The organism is Cupriavidus sp. HY129, from assembly GCF_059492215.1.
The window spans coordinates 91,190-111,269 of the sequence record NZ_CP083256.1; the positions used below are offsets into that span (position 1 = coordinate 91,190).

Genomic DNA, 20,080 nt, shown 5'->3' on the forward strand with positions numbered 1-20,080 from the left:
CGTTAAGGCCTCATGACCCGCATTGCAGGGCGATGATCTGCATTCTTCAGCGGAAGATAGATCTCATGCGAAGCGGGGTCGACGGCGAGGCTGTGCGCATTTGCTCCGACAAAGCCTTCCGCGACCTTTGTCACGTCTGTAGCCGTGACCTTGAAAACCGACAGCACGCCTGACTCGCTTGCCACATACAGTTGGCCAAGATTTTCGTCATAGCCCAGCACATCCGGCTCCCCGCCGACTCCGAGGTTTGCGACGATTCGTTTGGCTTCCAAATCCAATACTAACAGGCGATCATTTCCCTCGCAGGCGATGAACGCTAACCGGGACTTCGGCACGATTAGCAACCCGTGGTTGCCTTCTGCTCCCGGCAGCGCGATGCGATCGAGGACTCTGTCAGTCTGCGGATCAATCTCGGCCAGAGACTGGCGACCCTGGACGTTCACGAAGATGTGTTTCGAGATGGGGTCGTACTGCGTGTTCCCGACGGCTCCGCCTAACTCAATGGTAGCCACACGCCGGTTAGTTCGGACGTCGATCACGGTTTCGGTGTTGCCATGCTCGTCAGAGACATACAGCTTGCCAACCTCTGGCGCATAGGCGATCCCGTCAGGATACTTGCCGCCTGGGATGCGGGCCACGATCTTGAACGTGGATGCATCGATTGCCACGACCTCATCGGTTCCGGTTGCCGACGCGTACACGCGATTGAGCTCCGGAATGGCGAGCGTTCCGTGCACATGGCCCACGTTGGCTATGGTTGCCACAATGGTCTTCGACTTGATGTCCATCACGACGATCTCGCTATCACCGAGATGAGCAATAAATAGCTTGGAACGGGCCGGATCGAGGCTGAGATAGTCCCATCGGGTCGTCCCACCTGGCAATGGAAAGTCGCCTGCGTGTTGCAGCGGCAAGGCGCGGGAGGGCATCGCCGTCGTACCGGACAAGCAGAGAGCTGGTCCGAGCAACATAGCCAATAAGAGTACCCAAACGGATAGGCCGTGGTATCGCAGCGATTGCTGTTGTCGCGGGGTGCGCCTTGTGAACATAGCGATGCTCCATGACCTAAGGTCGATGCACGCCAGCCTGTGCGTCCAAGGCCTTCTTGATGCTTGCGGCGAGCTCAGTCGCTTTACCCTTGCCCCAATAATGCAGGAACATATAGCGCGGCTGTTCGTTGGTCATGTGCTGGTGTATGGCAACGATATTGATTCCACCTGATCGCATCGCTTTGAGCACCACCTGAAGCTCCTCTTCGCGCATCGCAAAGTCCCCGTCCACGATGGCGGAGTCATCGGTCCCGGCGAACGCCGCCCACGTGTTAAGGCCCATCTCATTGCCGAACGTGACGCCATGCATGGTCCCCTTGGCGCCGATGACGACTTTGAACATCCCGTTGCTCGCCTGTCCCTTCTTGCCGAAGACGGTTTCAAGCGGTGCGGCACTGATTGCATTCTCGTGCGGAATCGCACCTGAGAAGCCGCTCGCAACGGAAGGGTTGGCCGCGCGTATTTCGGCTATCTTGTCGTATAGCTTCTTCACGCCGGCGGCTAGCTGATCAGGATCGCCCATACCTCCGATGTGCATGAAGTACACCCGCGGTTGATCAAAGAAGAAGTGATTGTGGAGCGCCGTGACTTCCAATCCGGCATCGAGCGCGACGCTCATGGCTGGATTCACTTCGTCCTCAAGAAGCACGGTGTCTCCCATCAGCATGACTTGACGTCCGTGCGCAGGAGTGAAAGCTGCCCAAGACGTTAGCCCCATGAAGGGGGGCATGGCCGCACCATCCACTTTGATCGGTACGTCGGTACGTGGTTTGGAAACCTTGAAGACGTTCTCGGCTTCGGAGAAACTGCCCTTCAAGCCGGTGATCTGCTCGAGTCGAGTGGTATCCAGTGCTGCACGTCGCTCCACGGGGGCTGCGGTGGCGATGGCGCAGGCACCGATGATGTAGGAAACGGCCAGTACGACTTGCTTTGCAGCTTGCATTGTTCGCTCCAGTTTCGCGCCTGAAAGGCGCCAGGTCGGCTACACGCCGAATCTCGATCAGTTGAGCGGTTTGATCCGTCTGAAGGCGGTCAGAATGGCGAGGTCATAGCCGATTTTCAGCACACCGTAGGCCAACAGCGGTGCGCCAATCCAGCCCATGGCCATTAGCCCCCCTGCAAGTACCGGGCTGACCGCAGCGGCCAGGCTCCTCGGCACAGCAGTCAGACTTGCCGCCGCCGTACGCTCAGCGGGCGTCACCACGGCCATCACGAACGCCGTTCTAGTCGGCACATCCATTTGCGACAGCGCACTGCGCGCAAGCAACAGCAGCAAAGTCAATGCCAAGGATGGCGCGAAGGCGGCAGCGATCAGAAAGGCGCTCGAACGGATGTGAGTGAACACCATGGTGTTTAGCAACCCGATCTTCCGCGCCAACGGCACCGCCGCGAGCTGGGAGGCCGTTGTCAGCAATCCCGCCCAGAAAAAGAACTGACCCGCTGCTCCCGGAGACATTCCGAAGCGCTGCATCAGCCAAAGCGACAGCAGGGCATTGACTACCAGACCGCCAGCAAACGCATCGATGCTGAACAGCATCGCCAGCCTGATAACGACATGACGAGATGGCCCCAAGGGGGTCGTCGGCGCGGCTGACTGCGGATGAGGCTTGGGAAGACGGGCATAGAGCGCCCATAAGGCGATGCCGGTCAAGGCGTAAATGACAAACATCCACCGCATTGCAGCCAGAAATGACACGTCGGCGTGAGCGGAGATCCATGCCGGCAAGGCAGCAGCTAACGCGCCGATGGCGGCGGAGAATGCCCCCACAAGGCTGTACCGAGCGAACAGCGCTGTCCGCGCCTCAGGTGTCGTGGCGTCTGCAAGACGGGCTTGCTCCAGCGGCAGGAACACGCTGACATCGCCAGAGCTCGGGTTCAGCGTACCGACAAAGGCTACGATCAACAGTGGCCAGAGTGATGTCAGGACTGCAAAGCCCAGCCCTGTAGCCGCCATCAGCACCGCAGCAAGCATCAGCAGACGGCGTTGTGAAAAGCGGCTCCCAACGAGTCCGACGAGAATGGTTCCGAGCGCGGAGCCAATCAGCGTCCCGCTGCTGATCAGTCCGACAGAAAACTGGCCGAAGCCAAGCCCCAGCAGATACGCTGGCAGGAGTACCGCGACATACCCGTCGCACAATCCACGCAACGCACGGCCGACGAGAAGCGGCTTCACGCTTGCGTCGATTCCAGGCGGAAGCACAAGACTGGCGAGTTTCGTACGGAAGGTTGCGCGTGCCGACATGCCAGCCTCGCCTGGTGCGGAGTCAGTCCTCGTCATCGTCGTCTGCGAGTTGTCTGCCATCCTCGCCGATCAATATTGTTGTCTTGTCAGCGCCGGACCCGAAAGTGACCTCGTATCTAGTCCTGCCATCCACTACCTGCTTTTTGATGTCGCCGACGGCGCGGCCCCTCGCCTGCTGGTCAATCGTTGATCTGACTGGTGCGGGAACCTGAGCGATGGCGACCACCTGGTGACTGCGCTCGCCGAATGGGTGCCTGTCGCAGCCCGTCGTGGCCAGGGCTAGTGCACCAGCCAGTGCAGCCGTTGCGAACTTGCGAAGACGAGAAGACATCGCAGGCTCCCTCCTTTCTTCACTGAATCACCAACTTCCCTTGCGCCACGAGGACGCCATCGCGGCGATACTCAATCATTTGGCCGTACCGCCACACCTCGAAACACTCCTCGGCCTTTGCGCTGGGATAGGCCAGGCAAAGATTGCTGCCGCGTACACTCCAGCGCCCCTTCTGCACCTGGCCTTGCATGATGGATTCGACGGTACCGTCCGATGCGAATTTGTCGGCCCAGTGGGGGCCGTCAGTGATCACCTTCCCGCTGATTGTCCGTTTGATCTCCGATGCCTTCAGGTGTCGAAATACGTCTTGCGCCGTTGCTGCGGTCGCTGAACTGGTGATAGCGATTCCTGCACATACCGCAGTCAGTATTCGTTTCATTTGAACGTCCCAAGGGAAGTCAGGTGGAGACCTGTGGTGGCCATTGATGGGTTTCCGCCTAACAGCTTTGACACCATGCGTACAATGCGTCGTACATCACCATGCCTTGCGCAAGCATCTCGTGGTCATTCGTGAAGACATGAGAAAGCCCTAGTGAAATGGCGTAGAGCCCGCTTGACTGCGGCGTGAGGTCGAGCCGCGAGGTATCCGCACCGCGAACAATGCTGGCTAGTTGCTGAAGGGCCGGATTCTCGCCTAACTTGTACTTCTCCAGAAACGCGTCGAAGCTGCACAGCTCACCGACGTGCGTGAGCTCAACACCTGGGATGTCGTAGGGGATCGCGCCGGTTTCGTTGGCGATGCGAACCACGTCGCCCGACGGTACATACAGGAAGTCGGGCGCGTCATCGACAAATCGGGCGATCAGCCATGGGCAGGCAATACGATCGATCTTTGGCCGTTCACGTGTGATCCATTTCATGGCTCTATCCGTAATGGTTTCCGAATCGTCGGGTGATTACCTGCGATCCAGTCTTCGAATCCACCAACCAGATACGTCGCGTCGAAGCCAACGGCCTCGAGTAGCGCTGCGCAGTCCTGGCTGACCTGGTGGCCGTGGACGCAATAGACGGTAACCGGGCGATTCGCATCAAGCGTGGCGATCCAGTTGCCAAGTTCGTCCGGATTGCGCCAGGCAGCCCCCGCAATCATTTGTTCACTCGCATCGAACGCAGGCTTACGCCGGACGTCGATCAACTGCGGGGCGTTTAATCCGTGCAAGGCAGCCGCGAGTTCCAAGGAAGATGTGGCGTTAGGCATAGGTGTGCCTGCTTCGGTTAGTCCCGCACGGCAGCCGCGAAGCGAGTGGCCGCCCGTTGCCAGTGGATGTTCTGCATGAACGCGTCCACATAAGCTGCCGCCTTTGCGCCGTAGTCCATGTGGTAGGAGTGCTCATACATATCGAGCGCCAGGACCGGTGTACCCCCAGCCAACGTATGGGCGTGGTCAGATGCCCACTGGTTGACCAGCCGCCCGTCACGCGGCGAGTAAGTAAGCAGTACCCAGCCCGATCCGCCGCCGAGCGCCTTGCCCATCGCGGTGAATTCGGCCTGCCAGCGTTCGACCGAGCCGAAATCACGTTCGATCGCCGTCTTTAAAGCACCGTCCAGCGAACCGCCGTCACCCAGGCTGTCGAAGTACACCTCATGCAGAATCATGGAATTCGTCGCGATGAGTTCTTCGCGCTTCAGTCCGTTGAGCGTGAACACGGGAGCGGTTGCCATATCCAGCTCTGCGAGCGTGGCCGTAATGGCATTCAGTCGCTTGACCGCGCCGCCATAATTGTTCTCATAGTGGCTGAAGATCAGCTTCTCGGAGAGGCCAGTCAGCTTCGCAGGTTCACAACCTAGCGGCTTCATTTCGTAGAGCATAAGAGTCTCCTGTGGCATCTCAGTGATGCAACAACGGATAGGCGACCAGACCAATCAAGGCCGCCCCGGCAACGATCATGGGCTCGGACAGCTTCTTGAACTTCAGAAGCAATGCGACGGTGACAAGCGCCAGCAACGCTGTCGGGATATCAACGATCGACCGCTTCGCCAACACGATCACCGCGCCAGTAATGGCGCCGATGGCCGCCGCGGTGACACCGTCCACAAAGGCGAGGATCGCAGGTAGTTTTCCGTATTTCTTGAAATATGGGGCGGGTAGGACGGTGAACAGGTAGCACGGTAGAAACGTTGCGGCCGCAGCCACGCAGGCGCCAGGCAGGCCGGCGACGAGGTAGCCAATGAAGCCAACGGTGATGACCACCGGGCCGGGTGTGATCATGGCGACTGCGACGGCATCGACAAACTGCTTGTCGTTCAGCCAGTGGTACTCCGTCACCACACCACCGTACAGGAACGGCACGATGGCAAGTCCCGACCCGAAAACGAAGGCTCCCGCCTTGGCAAAGAACACGCCAATCTGGGAAAGAAGCGGCCAATCCAACGTACTCATCATGCCGCTTGCCGCCGGCAGTGGGGTCGCAGCGAACGCATTCATCTTGCCTTGGCGCAGCCACTTCGGCGGGGCGCGCCAGAACCAGACCAGGACGCCCGCGGCAAGGAACAGCCACGCCACTTCCGATTCTGTAATGACCGTGACGGCCACGAGCACCAGATAGATAAACCAGAGCAACTTGTCGTTGCCGACGCTCTTTTTGGTCAGCTTGTACGCGCTGATTGCGATGATGCCAATCACTGCTGCGCCTACGCCATAGAATACCGACTGCATCCAGGTCAGGCCGCCGAAGCGCACATATGCCCACCCGAGTGCCAACACCATGAGAAACGACGGCAGTACAAAGGCCACGCCGACGAGCGTTGCGCCTACGATGCGGTAGTGGACGTATCCCAGGTAAATGGCCAGTTGAGCGGCAAGCGGTCCCGGCGCGAGCTGGGCCAGGGCAAGGCCTTCCTTGTAGTCGGCATCGGTGATCCACTGCTTTGCCTCGACGAGGTCGCGGTGCATGTAGCCGGCTAGCGCCACGGGACCGCCAAAGCCGAGGGTGCCAAGCCGCAGGAAGTACATCACCAGTTGGCGTAGCGTATAAGTGGGCGCGGTATGTACCGAACCGGCTGCAGTGGTATCGGGTGGTTGGGGCGAGTTCATCGTGTCTGTTGAATAGTTTGCTTCTTTGTTGATTGGCAACGACTAGCGTTTGCGCGGGCTTGAGAAATGCGTGTACAGCGAGTCGAGGACATAGCCGACTTCATCCAGCAGTGCGTCGTCGTTAGGGAGGCGTTCCCGGGCGCCTGCCAGCACTGCCTCAAAGCCACTGGCTTCGGCAACCGGTGTGCCGCCGACATCCAGAACATGGATCATCTGGCCGAGGCGGGCGAGCCCTTTGTCTTCGTCTAGTCCGAAGCTGGCGAGCAGCACCTCAAACGAAACGCGGTCGCCAATGTGTGTGAACGTCGCGCCATCGAAGTCGAATCCAAGTGCGTCGTCAGGGCACTGACGGACATCTTCGAGCCAGAGAAAAGTGGCATGGGGATCGATAAAGCGCCGGATCAACCAAGCGCAGGCGACACGGTCTACCCATAGATGCTGGCGGGTCGCCCACTGGCGCCCCTGATACTGGGTCGGGTCACGTCGCGGAATGTTGCCGGCTACTCCGTGCGGCTCGCCGGGCGAAAGCAAGATGTCGATCGCTGCATTGAAGTCGCGCCACTGCAATTCGGCACGGGCGGACGCCTCGTTAGGGAAAAAATCGACCTTGCGGATAGCGTCGATCCCTCGACCGTGCCGGCGTGCCACGCGCAGCAGCTCCGCCTCGTCCGAATCGGACAATGTTGAGCGGGCGCTGGAGAGTTCGACCATCCATTCGGCATATTCGGTGGACCGGTCGAACAACGCGCGATACTCCGCCTCCTGCTGGTCGTCAGCGGCCTGTACGGACAGCATCCAGACCTTGCCATCCTCACTGGCCGCATCGGTTGCCAGTGTCTGCAAAGGTGCCCGCAGTCCTGGCAGATTGGGGAGTAGATAGGCCCCGTCCCGCAGTGCTGTGGCGCCAAGCGCCTTGATCCCGCGCCAGAATCGCATGCGCGCAGTGGAGGCGGATGTTGGCAAGCTAACGACGAGCAGTAGCCAGGCAGTCTCGGGAGAGGATGGGAGAGCGTTCATGCAGACAGCTTAGCGGGCTGTATGCGCTACTTCAATGTTGTAGAGATCTCTACAAAATCAACGTTCGGCGCCTTGGAGATTGCAATAAAGTGCCGTATGAGCACTTTTACCTCCATGGTGCTCGCTCCTTAACTCGCGAGCAGTCTGTAGGACGATGGCGGATGTATGGCCAGCCCCTATGGAGTTACAAGAATTCATCGCCCCCTGCGCATACGACAGAGCCCTCTACATCCGGGCCATCGTTCTTGTTGCCGAGTTGGGTCTATTTAGGAGGTGCCTTATGAAAGGACTCTCGATCGCATTGATTGTGATGGGATATCTCGCCGTTCCTTCTGCTGTTGCCGCCGCCCCGCACGCAAGCGAAGGCATTCTGGTCGACGAACAGGGAATGACGTTGTACGTCTTCGCTGGAAAGAGCAGCCCCGATGCCAAATCCTGCGAGGGGAACTGCGAGCGGAATTTTCCACCTGCACTCGCCGCTTCCGACGACAAACCGGTTGGGATGCTCACGCTAGTCCCCGGCCGCGGTGGTAAATCGCAATGGGCTTATCAAGGAAAGCCGTTGTATCGCGGCCTGATGGACAAGAAGCCAGGCGACCGTTCAGGGGATGGTCTGAATGAGGTTTGGCACAGCGTGCCTGTGCGATGAACGCTTGGTCGAAATGAGAGTTCGGGCGGGAGACCCTCGTGCATTGACTGCGGTCAGAACCCTGGCGGCCGCGACGTTGGCGGCCGCCAGGTAATGCCTGGCTTTGCTTTAGTGGCAGTGACGAATGCCGGTCTTGTGGTCCATATGACAGCCTTGACTGTCAGTTCCGCCGCTGTGCGCCCATACACTGCCCGATGCGCAAGCCAGAACGGCGGTGAGAATGATGGCAATCCGTTTCAAAGTCAGTCTCCCTGGAATATTGGTTTGCGGTCTCAATTTGCCGCACGCTCAAACTATCATCAGAGCGGTGATTAGGCCTTCCCCGCCACGGGAGGGCCTGTTGCGGCCGTGTCACAGCGCCAACGCCCGAGAATCTCGGCGGCAAGACGTGCCGCGAGGCTGAAGTCTCCTTCAGCCCCTGAGTCGCGAATTTCTGCAATTTTCTACCCGAGGTTCAAGGGGGAGTCCTTCGCGCAGCCGTATAAGAGGCAATGGATCTGGATGGAGGTTTGCCATGGCAGACGTGGAAGAGTGGCTGACGCACGCGAGAAAAGTGACGCAAGAGGCGTCCATTGGGGTCGATGTGACCAGCATTCAGGAGTGCATCAGTGCAGAGCCGGCCCAAAGAGTCCTCGTCGCGCGCCGCGACGCGTGGCGTGCCATCTGCTGCGCCGCATTTGCAGCCTTGGTCGCGTTTGCGGCAATCAATCGCGTGGCGACCATCATGTTGGAAAAGCCTGCCCCGACGTGGGTGGCGACGCCGTCCGCCGCCTCTCCCTTTGGACTCCTCATCGGTAAATGATGAAATCTCGTACCCGACGGCTTTCCTTGTCTACGCTGTTTGGCGCACTACTTGGCGTGTCCGTCGCGGCGGCATGGCTGTATTACTCGCATCGGAATGAAGCCGGACATGGTGACTTGCATGAAATCCTGCACGAAGCTGTTCCACTAGATGCCAACGAGCGCGAGATTCTTGAGTTGAAAGAAGATGCCTTTGCGCAGCGTCGGCGCGAGATCGAAACACGCCTGCGGGCTGCAAATGGCAAGCTTGCCGACGCCATCGCCAAGAATCCCGCCTGGTCACCGGAGGTGGAAGCAGCAACCCAGGAAGTAGAGCGGGCCGCCGGCGATCTCCAGCGAGCGACCTTGGTTCACGTGTTTGAAATGCGTGCGGGCCTGAAGCCGGAACATCGACCTGCTTACGATCGCGTTCTTATCGATGCACTACGCCGCGGCTCGCAGTGAATCCGGAAGACGCTGACAGGATCCTTGCCGCACAGGCCGCTTCCGGCAACCAGCGTGCATTCGGCCAACTTGTGGCGCGACATGGCGTGGCGCTGGCTCAGGCCGCGCGCAGCTTCGGCATCCCTGAAACCGATGTGGACGACGTCGTCCAGGACACCTTTGTTGCCGCCTGGCACGCCCTGGATGACTTCGATCCCGACAGGCCATTTCGCGCCTGGCTCTTCCGCATTGGGCTGAACAAGATGCGGGACTTGTATCGCTTTCGGCGCGTCAGGCAGTTCCTTTTCGGTGCCGAAAACCTCGGCGACCTGGAGCTTGCGGGCGGCGTGGCCAACGACGAGCCGGGCCCGGAGCAACAGGTTGCCGCCCGGCTGGAGTTGGCCCGCGTGGCTAGCACCTTGGGCAAGCTGGACACGGGTTCGCGAGAAGTCATAGTCCTGACGGCCATTGTCGGGATGTCTCAGCCAGAAGCGGCTGCCGTGCTTGGGCTGAGTGTGAAGGCTGTCGAAGGGCGCATCGGGCGGGCACGGGCCAAGCTTTCCGCCCTGCTGGATGCTGACTCGGAAAAATAAGTTTGGATTCACCGAGGGGAAGCATCGACCTGGTCCGTATAGAGAGGGATAGCCTCCACCGCTGACCTCTTGATGAAACAGGTGATCTCCTCGTTCCTTTGTCGACCTCGCTTCGTCGGCTCCGCAATATGGCTGCTGCCCGTTGCGTTGAGCCACGCTGCCGAGGCGCCTCCTTTTCCGAACCTGTTGCAGCAATCGCTTGCACTCGCTCCGGCGATGGTCGCGCAGGCCGCCAATGTTCGTGCGGCTGGCGCCGATGCTGCTCAGGCCCAAGCCTGGCTGAATCCGCGAATCGATACGGTGCTTGAAAACCTTGGCGCTCCCAGTAGTGATGGGCTGAGTCAGCGCCAGAATACCTATTCGATCACGCAGCCTTTCGAGCTAGGAGGTAAGCGCGGCGCACGGATCGAAGTTGGCGAACGCAACTTCGCTGCGGCGCAAGCACGGGAGCGTCAGGCACAGGTAGCCTACGCCGCCGAACTTGCAGTAGCCTATGCAACGGCTGAAGCGGCGCTCGGACGCAAGATACTGGCCACGGAAAACCTGGCGCGTGCCAATGAAGAGTTGGCGGCCGCGCGTGCGTTGGTCGATTCCGGGAAAGAAGCCAGCTTGCGCAGCGCGCAGGCCAAGGCCAGTGTGGCGGCGGCGCAGGCCGCGGAGGCGGCAGCCACCAACGATGCCACCCAGGCTCTGGCGAGATTGTCCGCGATGTCCGGCGCCTCCGAACCCTATACGGCCGTCACGAGTTCCTTGCTGACGACCCAGGCCGTCGTCCCGAATGCCCCGGCAGCACTCGCCGAGTCTCCGTCAGTGCGGGCCGCCGAAGCGGAACGCAATGCGCTGGATGCTCAAGTTGACGTCGAGAGGAAGCGCTGGATTCCTGATGTTGGCGTCAGTGCGGGCGTCCGCCGCTATGGCTGGACCAATTCCAGTGGCTATGTGGTTGGGGTCACGGCCTCCATTCCATTGTTCGATCAGAACCGGAACGGCATCAATGCCGCGGTTGAGCGGGTTGCAGCCGCCCAAGCGCGGCTTGACAGCGTCCGGCTCGAGGCCAACGTGGCGCGCCAATCGGCCATATCCCAGGTAGCGACCGCCGACAAGCAGCTCGCTGCTGCCAGCGAAGGAGAGCAGGCGGCGGCAGAAGCCTATCGCATGGGGCGCATTGGCTATGAATCCGGCAAGACGCCACTGATGGAATTGCTAGCGGTGCGGCGAGCGCTCGTCGACGCCCGGCAACTGACGATCGATGCGCGCCTGGCGCGCGTGCGCGCCCTGGCGGCGCTGGCACAGGCGGACGGCCGCCTAGCCTTTGAGGAATCACGATGATGAAGAACGAGCGCCGGTCGGTCAACTGGCCGATGATCGCAGGGGTCGCCGCCGTCGCAGCGGCAGTAGGTTTTGGCGCGGCGCATCTCCCAGTGTCGGAGAAGTCCCCCGCATCTACACAGGCCCCGGAAGCACAGAAGCCACAATCCGCCCCAGTAAAGCCCGGTCTGAAGGAGGTTAAGATCCCAGCAACCTATCTTGCCGCCGCAAACATTGCCGTAGAACCTGTGGCGAGCGCCGCCGTCGGAACGGAAATACTTGCGCCCGCCACGGTTGCTGCGCTGCCCGGTAGCGAAGCCGTGATCGTATCGCGTGCGGCCGGCGCCGTACAACGCGTCCAGCGCCGGCTTGGCGACGTCGTGAAGGCTGGCGATGTACTCGCCCTGGTCGATAGCCCCGAGGCCGCCGGCATGGCAGCGGAGCGGAAAGTGGCCCAGGCCAAGGCCGATCTCGCGCGCAAGACCTACGAGCGCGAGGCGAGCCTGTTTCAGCAAGGCGTGACACCGCGCCAGGAAATGGAGGCGGCAAAGGCTGCTCTGGATGTTGCGCAAGCCGAGGCGCTGCGCGCTGCTACGGTGGCCCAGTCCGCTCACCTTGCGTCCGACGGGCGCTCGGTCGCCGTGGTCAGCCCGATTGCAGGAAAGATCACCGCCCAGTCCGTCACCCTGGGTGCATTTGTGGCGCCACAAGCCGAACTCTTTCGGGTAGCCGGAACTGGCGCCGTACAGGTAGAAGCCGCCGTGACGGCTGCAGATACCAGTCGCATCGTCGCTGGGAGCGAAGCCACCATTCTGTTGGCCAATGGATCGCCATTGTCAGCGCGCGTGCAGGCGGTGACGCCAACCGTGACGGGCAGCGCTCGCGTTGCAACCGTGGTGGTGGTACCAGCACAGCCTACAGATCGACTTGTCGTTGGCGAGGGTGTGCAGGTGCGTCTGCGTACAGCGGTGGCTGATGCCGCCGCCCTGTCCGTGCCGGAAGACGCGGTGCAGAACCTCGACGGCCGTGACGTCCTATTCGTCCGCACGCAGGAAGGCTTCCGCCCTATGCCCGTCCTCGTCGGCACCCGCAGCGGCGGCTCGGCACAGATTCTGTCAGGCGTGCAGGCTGGAGAACAGGTGGCCACCCGTAATGCCTTCCTGGTTAAGGCCGAGATGAACAAAGGCGGCGGGGACGAGGAATGATCGAGAGCATTCTCAGCGGCTCAGTCCGCTATCGCTGGCTGGTCCTGTTTCTGACAGCAGTTGTCGCCGTAATTGGGGCCTGGCAGCTCAACCTGCTCCCCATCGACGTCACACCGGACATTACCAACAAGCAGGTCCAGATCAACTCCGTGGTGCCAACGATGAGCCCCGTGGAGGTAGAAAAGCGTGTCACGTATCCAATCGAGACGGCGATTGCTGGTCTGAACGGGGTGGAAAGCACGCGATCGATGTCGCGCAACGGCTTCAGCCAGGTGACGGTGATCTTCAAGGAGAGTGCCAACCTGTACTTCATGCGCCAGCAGGTGTCAGAACGACTGGCACAGGCGCGGCCGAATCTGCCAGAAAACGTCGAGCCACAGATGGGGCCTGTTTCGACGGGGCTGGGGGAAGTGTTCCACTACAGCGTGGAATACCAGTATCCGGACGGCACAGGGGCCTCCATCAAGGACGGCGAGCCCGGATGGCAGAGCGACGGCAGCTTTCTCACCGAGCGTGGCGAGAGGTTGGACGATCGTGTGTCACGACTGGCCTATTTGCGTACGGTGCAAGACTGGATCATCCGCCCGCAATTGCGCACCACGCCTGGTGTCGCCGATGTCGATTCCCTAGGGGGCTATGTCAAGCAATTTGTGGTGGAGCCGGACACGGGGAAGATGGCAGCATACGGAGTTTCCTACGCGGACCTAGCCCGGGCGCTCGAAGATACCAACCTTTCTGTCGGCGCGAACTTTATTCGGCGCTCAGGCGAGTCGTATCTGGTCCGCGCCGACGCGCGTATCAAATCTGCGGACGAGATATCCCGTGCCGTGATTGCGCAGCGGCAAAATGTCCCGATCACAGTCGGGCAGGTAGCGCGCGTCAAGATTGGTGGTGAATTGCGATCAGGCGCCGCCAGCCGGAATGGCAATGAAACGGTGGTGGGCAGTGCGCTGATGCTGGTCGGTGCCAACAGCCGGACGGTGGCGCAAGCCGTGGGTGACAAGCTCGAACAGATCTCGAAGACGCTGCCACCAGGCGTGGTGATTGTCCCGACGCTGAATCGTTCGCAACTGGTGATTGCAACCATCGAAACGGTGGCAAAAAACCTGATCGAAGGCGCGCTGCTCGTGGTGGCGATTCTGTTCGCGCTGCTGGGTAACTGGCGTGCCGCCACCATTGCCGCGCTAGTCATTCCGTTGTCCCTGCTGGTCAGCGCAATCGGCATGAATCAGTTCCACATCTCGGGCAACCTGATGAGCCTGGGTGCGCTCGACTTCGGCCTGATCATTGACGGCGCGGTCATCATCGTCGAGAACTCCCTCAGGCGGCTGGCCGAGCGCCAGCACCGCGAAGGGCGCCTGCTGACGCTCGATGAGCGTTTGCAGGAAGTTGTCCAATCGTCACGTGAAATGGTGCGTCCGACGGTCTACGGCCAGCTTGTGATCTTCATGGTCTTCCTGCCATGTCTGACATTCCAGGGCGTGGAAGGCAAGATGTTCTCCCCGATGGTAATCACGCTGATGCTGGCGCTTGCCTCTGCCTTCGTGCTGTCGCTCACCTTCGTGCCGGCCATGGTCGCCGTGATGCTCCGGAAAAAGGTTGCAGAGACAGAAGTGCGCGTCATCGTGGCGACCAAAGAAAGTTACCGGCCATGGCTGGAGCATGCCGTGGCACGCCCAATGCCCTTCATCGGCGCAGGCATCGCGACAGTCGCTGTGGCTACAGTGGCGTTCACATTTGTTGGTCGCGAGTTTATGCCCACGCTGGATGAGTTGAACCTGAACCTGTCGTCGGTTCGGATTCCGTCTACGTCGATTGACCAGTCGGTTGCCATAGACCTGCCGCTCGAACGCGCCGTCTTGTCGCTGCCGGAAGTGCAGACTGTGTATTCGAAGGCGGGTACGGCCAGCCTCGCCGCCGACCCCATGCCGCCCAATGCATCGGATAACTACATCATTCTGAAACCGAAAAGCGAATGGCCGGAGGGCGTGACGACCAAGGAACAGGTGATTGAGCGTATCCGCGAGAAGACAGCACCGATGGTCGGCAACAACTACGACGTGACGCAACCGATCGAGATGCGCTTTAACGAGCTGATCGGTGGGGTCCGAAGCGACGTGGCCGTAAAGGTGTACGGAGAGAATCTCGACGAGTTGGCGGCCACAGCGCAACGCATTGCCGCAGTCTTGAAGAAGACGCCGGGAGCGACGGACGTCCGTGTGCCTTTGACTAGCGGCTTTCCGACCTTTGACATCGTGTTCGACCGCGCCGCAATCGCCCGATATGGACTCACGGTCAAGGAAGTCGCCGATACTATTTCCACCGCCATGGCGGGCCGACCTGCCGGGCAGATTTTCGATGGTGACCGCCGCTTCGATATTGTGATCCGCTTGCCCGGTGAGCAGCGGGAAAACCTCGACGTCCTCGGCGCGCTTCCCGTCATGTTGCCGCTATCGGAAGGCCAGGCCCGCGCCTCGGTGCCTTTGCGCCAACTGGTACAGTTCCGGTTCACGCAGGGGCTCAACGAAGTAAGCCGCGACAACGGAAAGCGGCGCGTCTACGTGGAGGCCAATGTCGGCGGCCGTGACCTGGGCAGTTTTGTGGACGATGCCGCGGCGCGGATCGCCAAGGAAGTGAAGTTGCCGCCGGGTATGTACATCGAATGGGGTGGCCAATTTCAGAATCTTCAGGCGGCTACGAAGCGCCTGGCCATCATTGTCCCGCTGTGCTTTATTTTGATTGCGGCGACGCTGTACATGGCGATCGGCAGCGCGGCGCTGACGGCGACCGTGCTGACCGCCGTGCCGCTGGCACTTGCGGGGGGCGTGTTTGCGCTGCTACTGCGCGGGATTCCGTTCTCTATTTCGGCGGCAGTTGGCTTCATTGCGGTATCCGGTGTGGCGGTGCTGAACGGACTGGTGCTGATTTCCGCTATCCGAAAACGCCTGGACGATGGGATGGCGCCTGACGCTGCGGTGATTGAAGGTGCGATGGAACGCGTGCGCCCGGTACTGATGACGGCTCTGGTGGCCTCTCTGGGCTTCGTGCCGATGGCGATTGCTACAGGTACAGGTGCCGAAGTCCAGAAACCACTAGCTACGGTCGTCATCGGTGGACTCGTCACCGCAACTGTGCTGACACTGTTTGTACTGCCGGCCCTTTGCGGCATAGTACTGAAGCGCCGGACCGCTGGCCGACCGGAAGCGCAAGCAGCGCTGGAAGCATGAGTTTGCGAGTCCACGCTCCCACTGCGCCTTGATCCTTGATTTCCCATGTCTATTCGTACCGCATCTCCGGCATTACTGGCCGCTCTGCTTTTCGGAGCTAGCACGCCGCTGGCCAAGGCGCTAACCGGTTCCGTTGCCCCACTCCTGTTGGCGGGCTTGCTCTATCTTGGCAGTGGCATCGGACTGGCGCTTGTGCTCGCAATCCGAAGAGCCTGGATCACGCCTGACCCAGGAAATGATGACGTGGGTATTCCGCGAGGGGAAGTGCCGTGGCTGATCGGCGCCATCCTCGCTGGCGGCGTAGCGGGGCCAGCGTTGCTGATGACCGGGCTCGTCTCAACCAATGCCGCTTCGGCATCCCTGCTGCTGAACGTGGAGGGTGTGTTCACGGCCGTCATCGCCTGGGTGGTGTTCAAGGAGAATGCTGACCGCCAGATTGTCCTGGGGATGATCGCGATCGTGGCCGGTGGCCTTCTGCTGTCTTGGCAGCCGGGCAGCCTGCAGATGTCAACCGGTGCGCTGCTTATCGTGGGTGCCTGCCTGTGCTGGGCCGTAGATAACAACCTGACCCGCAAGGTCTCCAGCAATGACGCGCTGCTCGTCGCCTGCCTGAAGGGGCTTGTCGCTGGGCTATGCAACACCACCCTCGCCTTGACGCATGGGGCGGTGTTTCCATCGGTCAGTACTGCGGCGGCAGCGCTGATCATCGGATTCGCCGGATACGGTGTAAGCCTCGCCTTGTTTGTGGTGGCGCTGCGGCTGTTGGGCACTGCGCGAACCGGGGCATATTTCTCTGTCGCCCCATTATTTGGCGTCCTGCTTGCGTTTGCGATCTGGCCTGAGGTGCCAGGCTTCGCATTCTGGGCGGCTTTGGCTTTGATGGCCTTGGGTGTGTGGTTACATCTGCGAGAGAGGCACGAGCATGAGCATACCCATGAGCCACTGGAGCATAGCCACTCGCATCGGCACGACGAACACCATCAGCATGAGCATGACTTCCCATGGGATGGGAAGGAACCCCACAGGCATTGGCATCGGCACGAGGTGATGGTGCACAAGCATCCACACTACCCGGACGTGCATCATCGCCATTCTCACTAGAGTTGCTTTGCCTCGGTTCTGCCTGGCAAAGGCCTCTATAGGTAAGAGGCTCTCGACATCCCGACGACTCAGCCGAATAGGCTCGTTGGGTCATCCGGTACGCCATGTCGTCGCTAACGTCTGCGCGGTCGTGGCACTCGGAAGTAGTCGATGCGCGTAGCGCGCAATCGGGAAATCGAAAGTACCGCGTAAGTTGATGCCTTCCAGCCGAGTCGGTGCGATCTGCCGTAGGTCCTCGGCACGCATGGATTCGCCGCCGAGAGCTTCTATCGCCTCCAGGGCGTGCTGCATGTGCAGTGTGTTCCAAGCCATCACGGCATTGGTCAGCAGCGTCAACGAGGACGAGACCGCTGCCAGGGACGCATCGTGTCGAGCCAACTCCAAGGGAATTTTTCCGTAATGGATGGCCCGCTGCACGGTATGCACAGCTTCACCGCGATTCAGGGCATGCTGCATCTCTTGGCGGAACGCGGAGTTGGTGAAATAGTCGACGAGGAAGATCGTACGGAATAGCCTTCCCAGATGCACGCCTGCCTCATAGACGTGTTGGCCCCGTGCCGCCGCGCCGAAACGTGTCAATGCCTGCACCGCCGTGCATTGGCCGGTCTGGACCGACGCCGCGATCCGGACCAGTTCATCCCAGGCAATTTCGATCAACACCAGCCGAACATCCGCGTCCGCGACCGCGGCCAGTTCTGACGGAACCGCATAGCCTTTGGGGACATGCAACCGGCGATCACGCAGATGGGAGAGCCGCGGGCAGAGATCGAAGCCCAGCAACCGTGACAGACTCATGGCGAAGTCGGTGTAGCCGTGGGTATCGACGGCGAGTTGCGTGACGTCTTCCCCGCCATTCTGACGAATCACGCCCTCGATGGCGGCACCCGCTTGTCTCTCATTCAAGAGGATCGGCTGGTCGTAGAAGATGCCCCATCGATCGCGGACATGGGTGTACATCCCAATCGACGCGGTACGTCGACGCGGGTCAGTCCGCGCTTGCCAGACCGAGCGCGTCGTCTCGAGCGACATCATGTCCGATGAGGCCAAGTCGGCGCGACCCCAATGCGTGGCGATGGGATGCTGATGCATGAAGACAAGCACTGCATCAGCGGATTTTCGCAGCTTCCGTTCGTCCGCGATACGTTGCATCATCTGGCGAATCGCGCTTGATGAGAGTTCCGGCACCATGCGGGAGAGATCTGCCGCAGACATCGACGTTCCGTGCGCGAGCACTGCGGCGTAGACCATGAGCAACTCACTGCGGGAATAAGGCTCTCTGCCCAGCAGCATCCAACTGAAATGAGTGTGGCTATCGATTTCCAGAAGGATCTCGGGTAATTGTCCTTCTGGATGCCGGTCAAACAGTGCACGCCGCAGGGCGTCAACCGAAGTCTCGGGCCGGTTCGCCTTGAGCGGTTCTAAATGGATGGCACTATCGATCTTCAGTTCGCCCCGCGCGGCCGCATCGCGCAGTCGGGCTAGCCCCGCGTCCAGATGCGCGACAACAGGTTCCAAAAATGCGTTGGCGTCCTGCGGCAGTTTGAGATGGCCATAGAAGTGGTTGCGCCGCGCCTGCCAATCCTGGCCGGATATCAGCATGGTGGCCTGGCTGCGGAAGGCGAAGCTGTGATCCAGGAATACCGAGCCATTACGTAGCGCCACGCGCAGCGCAAACAGCGTTCCCCATTCGAAGGCGGCCAGCGCTCGCCTACGGTCCTGCCCCTCCAGTATTGGCTGCCAGGCTCGCCCGAAACGCACAGTCCCCCGATTTGGTAGCCAGTCGGCCCTTCGTGCATAGAGATTGCGCAAAACCTCCATTGCCTCTATCGCGGGATGGGCGGACTGCGTGGCGAATGGAAGTCGGACTATCCTGGCCAACATGGCTCTGGCAACCCGATGCCTCGACAAGAGTTGCTCGCGAATCATGCCGGCACGGGTTCGCAGGTGCTGCTGGCTGGTTGCGGCGTCCGCCAACGCATCCAAATGTTGGCAGAGCGCTTCACGCGTGAGCGTGTCGTCAGCGATGAGCCCTTTGACGGCAGAAGCAAATTCTCGCAGCTTAGTGTCTGGATCCGGTCGGCCAGCGTCAATGAGTCGTCCGGCATCGTTGACGGATTTGCGAATCCAGTGGCGCAGCATGGACGACATCTGGTCCGTGGCAGCACACAAGGCATAGCGCAAAAAGCAAGCGGACTCCAGGCGGCGGGATTGTTGCACCACGCGTTTGCTGACCGAGGGCGGTCGATTCGCGCAACGTCTCGCGTAGTGCCGCACCACCGCCTCGTTGCAGACCGCCGGCCAGCGATGTTGGATGCCCAACTTGTACAGCCGCTCGATCTTGTCAAACAGCTCCCCCATTTGATGCGTGGAGCTTCGCAAGGGAACAGCCCACAGCCATTGCTGCAGACTCGATTGATTGCCTTCCGGGCGAGGTAGCAAGGCGCCCCACGCATCAAGCGATGCTTCCCCATAGGCGAGCACTAACGCGTCGGTCAATGAAGCCTCGGAGATCTCCACTGCCTGGCTGATGAGGCGTTTCAGCGCACGATCATGCGGAATCAGAACACGATGCTCGTACAGCCACCGCTTCAGCTCGTGCAGCATGTCACTGCGATTGGGTTGTCCAGCCAATCGCTCCTTGAGCCAACGCGTCACGTAGCGGCGCTGATGCTCTGCCATCGGGCTGAAACCAAGCGCCTGATAGGCGAGCATCTGATGGTCTACCAGTGTGTCGGTGCGTCCGTCATACAGGGCGCTCAGTGTGCCCATATCCGGCGGAGCGATGCCGAGTTGGGCGCCCACATAAGCCCAGAGAAATTTCGGCACCTGCTTGGAGGCGTCAAGGGTGCGCCCCGTCATACGGACAAAACCGATATGGACGGCACAGGCCAGCCGATACAGGTGACTGCGCCGCGCGTCGATCAGCGCGCGCTCTTTGGGGGAGAAGGTGAAGAATGTCGCAAGCTCGAACTCGCTGAGCTCGCGCGGCATCTGCCGCATGCCGAGATACGCCAGTTGCCAGTGATCCATCGCGCTTGCTCCCAAGCAGTAGACGGACCGCCGAGATTAGCGGCAAGAAGACCGAGACGCAACGAGACGC

The 20,080-nt window shown here is 60.6% G+C and carries 20 protein-coding genes; 8 read left to right on the forward strand and 12 right to left on the reverse strand.

What is annotated here, in order from left to right; all coding sequences use genetic code 11:
- Positions 1-2: 2 nt before the first annotated feature.
- From K6G35_RS29325 to K6G35_RS29370, 10 genes are all read right to left on the reverse strand, one after another.
- A complete protein-coding gene (locus K6G35_RS29325) occupies positions 3-971 on the reverse strand; it encodes a YncE family protein (protein WP_225934913.1) in 969 nt (322 codons plus the stop codon).
- Between the two features lie 94 nt (positions 972-1,065).
- A complete protein-coding gene (locus K6G35_RS29330) occupies positions 1,066-1,992 on the reverse strand; it encodes a DUF1259 domain-containing protein (RefSeq protein WP_029306717.1) in 927 nt (308 codons plus the stop codon).
- A 57-nt stretch (positions 1,993-2,049) separates the two neighbouring features.
- Entirely contained in the window at positions 2,050-3,291 is a 1,242-nt protein-coding gene (locus K6G35_RS29335; protein ID WP_029306716.1) for an MFS transporter, read from the reverse strand.
- Between the two features lie 22 nt (positions 3,292-3,313).
- A complete protein-coding gene (locus K6G35_RS29340; RefSeq protein ID WP_029306715.1) occupies positions 3,314-3,622 on the reverse strand; it encodes a hypothetical protein in 309 nt (102 codons plus the stop codon).
- Positions 3,623-3,641: 19 nt separating this feature from the next.
- Positions 3,642-4,001: a hypothetical protein gene (locus K6G35_RS29345; protein WP_029306714.1), complete on the reverse strand. Its 360-nt coding sequence runs from the start codon at positions 3,999-4,001 to the stop codon at positions 3,642-3,644.
- Between the two features lie 58 nt (positions 4,002-4,059).
- Positions 4,060-4,482, reverse strand: a complete 423-nt coding sequence (locus tag K6G35_RS29350; RefSeq protein WP_017510988.1) for a chromate resistance protein ChrB domain-containing protein — start codon at positions 4,480-4,482, stop codon at positions 4,060-4,062.
- The gene (chrE, locus tag K6G35_RS29355; protein WP_011239975.1) at positions 4,479-4,820 is read right to left on the reverse strand and encodes a rhodanese family chromate resistance protein ChrE; all 342 of its coding nucleotides are present in this window, start codon (positions 4,818-4,820) and stop codon (positions 4,479-4,481) included. Before chrE ends, K6G35_RS29350 begins: the two co-directional genes overlap by 4 nt.
- A 17-nt stretch (positions 4,821-4,837) precedes the next feature.
- Entirely contained in the window at positions 4,838-5,431 is a 594-nt protein-coding gene (locus K6G35_RS29360; protein WP_011239974.1) for a superoxide dismutase, read from the reverse strand.
- A gap of 19 nt (positions 5,432-5,450) precedes the next feature.
- Positions 5,451-6,656 (reverse strand): chromate transporter, encoded by a 1,206-nt coding sequence (locus K6G35_RS29365; protein WP_011514877.1) that lies wholly within the window; start codon positions 6,654-6,656, stop codon positions 5,451-5,453.
- 42 nt (positions 6,657-6,698) lie between these two features.
- The gene (locus tag K6G35_RS29370; RefSeq protein ID WP_011514878.1) at positions 6,699-7,673 is read right to left on the reverse strand and encodes a chromate resistance protein ChrB domain-containing protein; all 975 of its coding nucleotides are present in this window, start codon (positions 7,671-7,673) and stop codon (positions 6,699-6,701) included.
- A gap of 280 nt (positions 7,674-7,953) precedes the next feature.
- On the opposite strand from K6G35_RS29370, the gene K6G35_RS29375 reads away from it, so the two are divergent.
- Entirely contained in the window at positions 7,954-8,322 is a 369-nt protein-coding gene (locus K6G35_RS29375) for a COG4315 family predicted lipoprotein (protein WP_029310258.1), read from the forward strand.
- Between the two features lie 108 nt (positions 8,323-8,430).
- Here the strand turns inward: K6G35_RS29375 and K6G35_RS29380 are convergent, their stop codons facing one another.
- A complete protein-coding gene (locus K6G35_RS29380) occupies positions 8,431-8,598 on the reverse strand; it encodes a YHYH domain-containing protein (RefSeq protein WP_349677146.1) in 168 nt (55 codons plus the stop codon).
- A 238-nt stretch (positions 8,599-8,836) separates the two neighbouring features.
- Here K6G35_RS29380 and cnrY point away from each other — a divergent pair, with 238 nt between their 5' ends.
- From cnrY to cnrT, 7 genes are all read left to right on the forward strand, one after another.
- Positions 8,837-9,124 carry a cobalt/nickel resistance anti-sigma factor CnrY gene (cnrY, locus tag K6G35_RS29385; RefSeq protein ID WP_011239971.1) on the forward strand — a complete coding sequence of 96 codons (288 nt, stop codon included), beginning with the start codon at positions 8,837-8,839 and terminating at the stop codon, positions 9,122-9,124.
- Positions 9,121-9,567 (forward strand): periplasmic nickel sensor CnrX, encoded by a 447-nt coding sequence (gene cnrX, locus K6G35_RS29390; protein ID WP_011239970.1) that lies wholly within the window; start codon positions 9,121-9,123, stop codon positions 9,565-9,567. Before cnrY ends, cnrX begins: the two co-directional genes overlap by 4 nt.
- Entirely contained in the window at positions 9,564-10,139 is a 576-nt protein-coding gene (gene cnrH, locus K6G35_RS29395; protein WP_011239969.1) for a nickel resistance ECF sigma factor CnrH, read from the forward strand. Before cnrX ends, cnrH begins: the two co-directional genes overlap by 4 nt.
- 72 nt (positions 10,140-10,211) lie before the next feature.
- Complete coding sequence (gene cnrC / locus K6G35_RS29400; protein ID WP_011239968.1) at positions 10,212-11,468, forward strand: nickel efflux RND transporter outer membrane subunit CnrC; 1,257 nt, start codon at positions 10,212-10,214, stop codon at positions 11,466-11,468.
- Entirely contained in the window at positions 11,465-12,652 is a 1,188-nt protein-coding gene (gene cnrB, locus K6G35_RS29405; protein ID WP_011239967.1) for a nickel efflux RND transporter periplasmic adaptor subunit CnrB, read from the forward strand. Before cnrC ends, cnrB begins: the two co-directional genes overlap by 4 nt.
- Positions 12,649-15,879, forward strand: a complete 3,231-nt coding sequence (gene cnrA / locus K6G35_RS29410; protein ID WP_011239966.1) for a nickel efflux RND transporter permease subunit CnrA — start codon at positions 12,649-12,651, stop codon at positions 15,877-15,879. The genes cnrB and cnrA overlap by 4 nt, the downstream gene beginning before the upstream one ends.
- A gap of 45 nt (positions 15,880-15,924) precedes the next feature.
- Positions 15,925-16,980: a nickel diffusion facilitator CnrT gene (gene cnrT / locus K6G35_RS29415; RefSeq protein ID WP_011239965.1), complete on the forward strand. Its 1,056-nt coding sequence runs from the start codon at positions 15,925-15,927 to the stop codon at positions 16,978-16,980.
- Positions 16,981-17,070: 90 nt separating this feature from the next.
- On the opposite strand, the gene K6G35_RS29420 is transcribed toward cnrT, so the two are convergent.
- The gene (locus K6G35_RS29420; RefSeq protein ID WP_011239964.1) at positions 17,071-20,010 is read right to left on the reverse strand and encodes a Tn3 family transposase; all 2,940 of its coding nucleotides are present in this window, start codon (positions 20,008-20,010) and stop codon (positions 17,071-17,073) included.
- Positions 20,011-20,080 lie beyond the last annotated feature (70 nt).